The organism is Flavobacterium petrolei (assembly GCF_003314435.2).
GTDB lineage: Bacteria > Bacteroidota > Bacteroidia > Flavobacteriales > Flavobacteriaceae > Flavobacterium > Flavobacterium petrolei.
The window spans coordinates 245,167-252,416 of record NZ_QNVY02000005.1 but is presented as its reverse complement, the minus strand read 5'-3'; the positions used below and the strand labels follow the sequence as shown (position 1 = coordinate 252,416).

The window sequence follows — 7,250 nt, the reverse complement described above, 5'->3', positions numbered from 1 at the left end:
ATTCGACTAAATTCTAGTGGTTTTTTCAAATCTCTCGATTCTATTACTCTTATTCTTTTGTTCTAAGATCTCTCTTAAAACGGCTGTCAATTCAATATGTCTAGGAACGTGTTCTTATCTTGTTTTTTAACTCCTTTTAACACTTGTTAAAGTGTTTCTCGAAGCGGGTGCAAAAGTACAACTTTCTTTTTAACTGGCAAGAAAATTTTGAAGTTTTTTTGAAATAAATTTTATCTCATTTTCTTCTCTTTTCTTATCAATCTGTCAAGGAACTTTGCGCGTTTTGCGGGGTGCAAAGGTAACATCCGTTTTCTAATCTCACAAGCTTTTTTAATCTTTTTTTGAAAATAAATTTTCTACTTTGATTAACTTTACTTGCCAGTATTTAAAAGAACCTCTGCGTCATTGCGGGTGCAAAACTAGCACCTTTATTGCGTTATTCAACCTTTTTTAAACCTTTTTTTTACCCTTTTCTTAACTTTTACTTTAAATCGCTGAAACAGTGAATTTTGAAAGTAAATTATTTTACTCTCCCCGACCCTCTCCGAAGGAAAAGATGAATTTTTGTGTGAAAATTGCCGTTCCTATAGCCTTAACAACTTTAAAACTAACTTGCCTTACCGATACAATCTTGTTCTATTCATCTTTTGTTCCCTGTTTCTTGGTTTATTATTGCGTTTCTACTCTTTCTAAAGCTTGTCTAGCCTGTTTTCTATGCAAAAACAAAACTGAATCAGTAAAATGACTTTATCCTTTACCTTATATAGGACATAGCTTTTCTAATTTCTCCTATATATAAGGTAACCGGATTTTGGGTTGGCGTGAGTTCTTATCCTCCTGATTGAACTGGATATCTTAATTATTCTAAACCCGCGTTAGGGATAGAAGCGGAAAGCCCACAGTCTCGTTGAGTCTCAAACTCAACAAGACGAGGACTTGTAGCGAATAGCCCGACTCATTATATAAAGAAAGGCGATTATCCTTTACGATAATCGCCTTTCTTTATATAATAAGGAACGCAATAATGAATTTTATTTTTTTAGACTTTCTATTATCCTATTAGAGATTACGGATTTATCTTGAAGCAAGATATCTTTATGGCCAGCATATTGATCTTTTGACTTTATCAAAAGCCAAGTGTTTTCCTCTTTCTTTTTTAGTTTCACCAATGCGAATTCGCCTTTGAGTTTTTTCCCATTAAGAATAAAACTAAGATGTCCTTTTTGTAAATCAGATTTCAATTTAGTTTCCAGATCGCCTGCATTTTTATAATCCGCTAAAGTATAAGTTCCATTATCCCAAACAATAACAGTTCCCGCGCCATAATTCCCCTCTGGAATAGTGCCTTCAAAATCTTTGTAAGTATAAGGATGATCTTCAACCATAATAGCCAATCTTTTATCAGCCGGATTCATAGATGGTCCTTTGGGAACGGCCCAGCTTTTTAATACACCATCCATTTCCAATCGGAAATCATAATGCAAATGTGAAGCCGCATGTTTTTGCACCACGAAAATTAATTCGGATGTTGATTTCTTAATTTCACCTTCTGGTTCGACTGTGGAATTAAAATTACGCTTTTGATTGTATTCCGTTAAAGACATAATTAATTCGATTGGCATTTAAAATTTACGACAAAATCTTAAACTAAATTTTATCTCCAGCATTCTCATCTAAATTACTATGATTATCACCACCTATACTATAATGGTTATTTTCTTCATCTTCACTTCCGGAATTTTCCAATTCATCATCTAACTCTGAACCAGGAATATCTAAGTCAGCCCCAGAAACATCGTCTTCAAAATCTTTCTCATTCAATTCTCTGACATTATTTATTTCAACAGCTGCCTTATTTTTAGAAATGTCCTCAGGATCTATTTCCATCTCTTTTTGAAATTGGTTATAAATATCTTCACTTGGCGGGTATAAAAGAGAATCCGGTACTTTATTTTTCTTATCCTGATCCATTTTATCCGCATTCAACTTATCCTCTTTATTTTTCATTTTACGATATTATTTAATTGATTTACAATATACTAAGTTAATCATTTTTAAACAAAAATGTCTTTTATAAGTATTAAAAAAAGCCCCGTCATTCTAATATTTTAGGGTAAGAAAAGGAGATTTAAAATACAAAAAGTAAATATCCTTTTCTTAACTTAGTTAGAATAGGAAATTTACTTTTAAACGGTTTCTGTAAATTATAGCACTTTAATTCCACCAAATTCTATTTTTGAAAACATCAAAAGTTTGTCTTAAATGTTGATTAAGCAATAGAAAAATAACCACAATAAGCATAAGATAACCAATAACGGTAAAGATTTCCATATTGGACAATAAAACCGATTGTTTTGAAACCGAACTGATAATTTGTTTCATCGCTAATTTATTGGAGTCATCCATCGAATACCCTTTAGACATAAAACTTCTGGTAATTTTCTCGACGCGTATTTGTGTTTCCGGACTTTCGGGAAGAACAAATTGTCTGAATTTTGTAAAATGGGTACTTTGTAAAAACAAACCTGCATTTTGAATCATCGCAAAACCCATTATACTTCCCCAAAAACGCCCTGCAACGCCAACAATTCCAGCAAACGGAGCAAAATGTGTAGGAACAGCAGATACGATGAATAAGACCAGCGGAACAAATATTACTCCGACAGCCACACCTTGTAACATATACGGAATCGCAATATCCGACAAGGAAGCATCTGGCACGAAAAGGAACGTAAACCAGAAATGAAATAGTGCTAAAAGTGAAAATCCTATTATAAAGATATACCTGGAAGAAACTGATTTGGCCAAAAAGAATCCAGTCAAAATCATTCCAATTATATTTCCTGTTAAATTTAAATATTGTACATGCGCCACTCTTGAAGGCTCCCAATTCCAAACAACAGCCATCGTACTGTGACAAATATTTAACGTTGATCGGGCAATATAAAAAACCACGGATAATAATAATCCAGTTCGTAGATTCGCATACCGAAAAACTCGCATGTCAAAAGTAGGTCTTTTCACCAGCATTTGTCGGGCGATAAAAAACCCTCCTGTTACTAACGCAACAATAAGTGCTGCAACAATTTGAGGGGATTCAAACCAATATTTTTTTTGGCCATAAACCATAAAATAACTACCGCACAAAATAGCCGTAAGCACAAGAATAAAACTGGCCCAATCAATTTGATACAACGGAATTTTTTTGTGAAAGCGATTGTTATTGAAGGTAATCATGACTAATGCCACGCACACAATTTGGAAGAAAGCCGAACCATACGCCATGTAGTTCCAATCGTAATTCTCCAGTAGCCAAACCGCAATATTCATTATAAAAGGAGAAGCCAACATCAAGGCTCCATAATTAATTGTAAAAGCAATAATCACAGCATTTTTAGACTTAAATCGTGCTATCAAAAATTGTCGTAAGGGTAAAACTGGCAATGCCATCAAGACACCTTCGGCCATTCTTAACATAATAAACAAAGAAAAATTTTCGGTGTACGCCGTCAGTATGAATGTTAGAGCAGTTAAGCTATAAATAACCAGAAAATATTTCTTGGTTGGAAAAAACTTAAAAAAACGACTTTCGATGAGAATTGTAGCTAAAAAAGTCCCATAAGTAACACACATCGAGAACTGCAAATCTTCAACTTCTACGTCCAAAAAACTCGCTGCATACGTCACATTTGAAGTATATACTCCCAATAAAACCATAGAATGCAGCATGCAGAAAAAGATAATCGCAATAATAGCCCAATTAGGAACCCAAGATTTAAAAACACGTACTTCTGACATCTGATTATTTGTGTTCAGCGATAACGGTGACATTCATACCGGCTCTAAGAAAGTCCGTTTGTGCATTATTATCCTTAAGTTTTATTCTAACTGGAATTCGTTGTTCTATTTTTATAAAGTTACCCGTAGCGTTATCAGGCGGGAGTAATGAAAAACGCGCACCACTAGCTGGCGACAAAGATTCAATTATTCCCACAAAATCTCTTCCACTTATTGCATCTGCCTTTAGCTCCACTTCCTGTCCAATGGATAAATATTGCAGTTGGGTCTCTTTAAAATTAGCTGTAATCCACTTTTCCTTGCTAACGATGGAAACTAAGGTTTGTCCTTCTTTTATCATTTGTCCGGATTGAATCATTTTTTTACCCACCCAGCCATCATAAGGCGCTGTAATTACGGTATAAGAAAGAAACAAAGTGGCATTGTCTGCAACTGCTTGTTTGGACTGAATTACCGTCTGAGCCGTTGGAATTTTAGCCGAAGCTTCTGAGGTGTTCAATGCCGCCGATTGAATCGTGTTAGCTATTTCCTGATAATGCGCCTGTGCCAATTCATAATCGGCTTTTACTTTTTCAAGCTGTTGTTCGGTTGCCGCTTCCTGACTTACTAATCCTTTATAGCGATTGTACTCCAGTTTGGTTTTCCAAACTTCTGTTTTGGCAGCTTGTAACTGCGATTGTCTAATGGAAGTTACGTTAGAAGTTGTTGCGACATTTTTTTCAATCACAATACTATTGCTTTTTGCATTTTCAACATCGGCTAATGCCATATCTAAATGTGCTTTGTATTCTCTATTATCAATTATAATCAAGGTATCGCCTTTGTGAACAAATTGATTTTCATTGTAATGCACTTCGTTAACATAGCCCGTAATTCGGGCCATAATTGGCGTTACATATTGATCCACCTGGGCGTCATTAGTTTCTTCGTGATTTTTATTAAAAATATAAAACCAAATCCCTAAAACAATTCCACCGAGAACCAGCATACCGGAAATCACGGTAATTAATCTATGAAATGATCGATGCGCTCTTGACGAATTATGAACTTTTACCATATAAGTTTGAAACTAAATTATATTAAATTAAATTGAATTATTATTTGTTGAGTAATCCTGCCGTATGGAGCAATTCATACTGTTTCATAACGACATCTATTCTAGTGGAAACTTTGTTGAATTTGGCCTGTAGCAACGCATTATCCGCATCCACCATTTCAGTTATTAATACCAGTTGGTTCAGGTATTTTACTTTTACAATGCGATAATTTTCATTAGCTAAATCCAATGCTTTATCTGTAACCGGTAACTTGTCCAATATTTCCTGATATTGAGTATGATTTCTAAATACTTTATCAGTCATTTCATTTTTTACAAGCTCAGATTCATTTTCTTGCAAATCCACTTTTAAATTGGCAACCTGAACTTTGGTTTTATTTTTATATAAACCCGACAAATTATAAGTAGCCTCAACTCCTATTTGTCCTATGGTATAGAGATACGGACGATTCAGCGTAAACAACATATAGTCAGGATATTTTAGATTATAATTTCCAAATAAGCTCACCTTCGGATAATAATTCCCTTTCACCATTTTTAACTCTGTTTTTTTAACGTCCACTTCCCTATTTGCAATACGCATTTCTTCATTTTGAAGAGTTTCTTTAAAATAGAAATCATAGTCTTTCAACGGAGCAATATCGAGTAAGCTTGTTGTATCAATAGCAATTTCTGCTTCTTCGGGCAACTGCAATAGTGTTTTTAACTCTTGAAGTGCAATTTTGATGTTTTTTTTATTGGTCAACGAATGAAGTTCCCGGTCTGAAAGTTGCAGTTCAGAGCGTAACACTTCGTTTTTAGTAACCGTTCCAAAGGTTTTGAAAGCTTTCACTTCTTTCAATCGTTCCTGTTCTTCTTTAATGCTTTCGCCAATGATTTTCTGGAGTTCCATCATTTTATAAATACCTAAAAAAGTAGCTGTCACCTGTAATTGAATATCATTCTGTGTCTTCTCTACCTTGATTTTGGCTATTTCGTTTTCCTCTTTCGACTTTTTAATCGCATTATTGATTTTATTACCAGCATAAAGCGGTACATCAAATTTTGTAACCGCATCATATAGTACGGTTCCAGGTTCTGGAGTATACGTATGTTTGTCTGAGAAAAAACCGCCTTCATATTCCGTCAAATCTGATAATCGGGAATACATTGCATTAAAATTAACCTCTGGTAAACGAAGATTTTTTGTCACAGCGATCTCTTTTTCTGAAATACGCTGTTCGATATGAGATTTCTGAATGGTCTTATTATTTTCTTTAGCGATTTTTAAAGCATCATTTAAAGAAAGTGCTGTAGCTTGCTGTGCTTGTGCTGAATTGATTCCTTGAAAGAAGAGGAATAATACAAATGCATTTTTTGAAAAATTAATTTTCGATTGGCTCCAAAGAACCTGTTTTTTAAGAAACATAATGTAGATAAAGGAATGTGATGCAAAGTTCCCTAATTTAATCTACGTCGTAAAATCAACTAAAGCCAACTATTTATTCATTTAGGACAAATAGAAAACTATAACGATTGCAGAAAATAAGTAGTGCAAAAAAATCACTTTTTTAATATTTCAATGCCCTTCAAATAATCAGAAGGGCGTTGTCCTAAAATCTTGAAAAATGTGTTGCTAAAAGTTGGAACACTACTGTATCCCACAGCTTGTGCCACTTCGCTAACAGATAGTTTTTTTTCAAGTAACAATTCTATTGCTTTTAAAATTCTCCGAATGGTAAAATATTGAATGAATGACATGCCTAAATCTTTTTGGAACAAACGATACAAAGAGCGCTCACTGAACCCAAAACGATTGGCCAAATCAGAGAACAAAATAGTTTCTCCTAAGTTTTTATCTAAAAAACTAATAATCTTATTCAGGCGAATATCCTTTGGTAAAGGCAACGATAACGGCAAATTAGTCAGACAAATTTCCGGTAAAATGGCTTTTATTGCATTGGCAATACTAAAATTCCTAGTTCCTTTTTTCAAGTTTCCATTCCATCGATTCGTGAAAAGCATCATTTGCAGTAATAAATCATTAATGGGATAAATTCCTTCTTTTTCGTAAAATGAATCTTCATTCAAATCTACCGGAAAATACAAATTCCGCATCATGACACGCTCCGAATTGGGATGAATACTATGTTTTACGCCACCCGGAATCCAGATAAAATGACGGGCGGGAAGAAAATAAGTTTTGGTTTCAGTAGTAACATGAACAATACCACCTTCTGAATAGAGCATTTGGGCTTTTTCATGCTTGTGAGTTGGAATTAACAATTCACCCATCAAATCATGGTGGCAATAAATACTTTTTTTATCGGTATCAACCTCTTTAATATAATATTTCTCTTCTAAAGTTTCGAATGGACTCATTGTGACTGAAATGAATATTTTTATGACTTATTAC

The 7,250-nt window shown here is 34.2% G+C and carries 6 protein-coding genes; all 6 read right to left on the bottom strand.

The features are described from left to right. Positions 1-1,031: 1,031 nt before the first annotated feature. The 6 genes from DR871_RS14490 to DR871_RS14465 all read right to left on the bottom strand — a co-directional run bounded on the left by DR871_RS14490 (position 1,032) and on the right by DR871_RS14465 (position 7,216). A complete protein-coding gene (locus tag DR871_RS14490; protein ID WP_242497124.1) occupies positions 1,032-1,622 on the bottom strand; it encodes a DNA polymerase ligase N-terminal domain-containing protein in 591 nt (196 codons plus the stop codon). 25 nt (positions 1,623-1,647) lie between these two features. Continuing rightward, positions 1,648-2,007, bottom strand: coding sequence for a hypothetical protein (locus tag DR871_RS14485; protein WP_113666899.1), 360 nt, complete (start codon positions 2,005-2,007; stop codon positions 1,648-1,650). A gap of 207 nt (positions 2,008-2,214) precedes the next feature. Further along, positions 2,215-3,798 carry an efflux MFS transporter permease gene (locus DR871_RS14480; RefSeq protein WP_113666898.1) on the bottom strand — a complete coding sequence of 528 codons (1,584 nt, stop codon included), beginning with the start codon at positions 3,796-3,798 and terminating at the stop codon, positions 2,215-2,217. A 4-nt stretch (positions 3,799-3,802) separates the two neighbouring features. Continuing rightward, positions 3,803-4,855 (bottom strand): HlyD family secretion protein, encoded by a 1,053-nt coding sequence (locus DR871_RS14475; RefSeq protein WP_113666897.1) that lies wholly within the window; start codon positions 4,853-4,855, stop codon positions 3,803-3,805. A gap of 40 nt (positions 4,856-4,895) precedes the next feature. After that, positions 4,896-6,263 (bottom strand): TolC family protein, encoded by a 1,368-nt coding sequence (locus tag DR871_RS14470; protein WP_113666896.1) that lies wholly within the window; start codon positions 6,261-6,263, stop codon positions 4,896-4,898. Positions 6,264-6,397: 134 nt separating this feature from the next. Further along, positions 6,398-7,216, bottom strand: a complete 819-nt coding sequence (locus DR871_RS14465) for a helix-turn-helix domain-containing protein (protein WP_113666895.1) — start codon at positions 7,214-7,216, stop codon at positions 6,398-6,400. Positions 7,217-7,250: the final 34 nt, after the last annotated feature.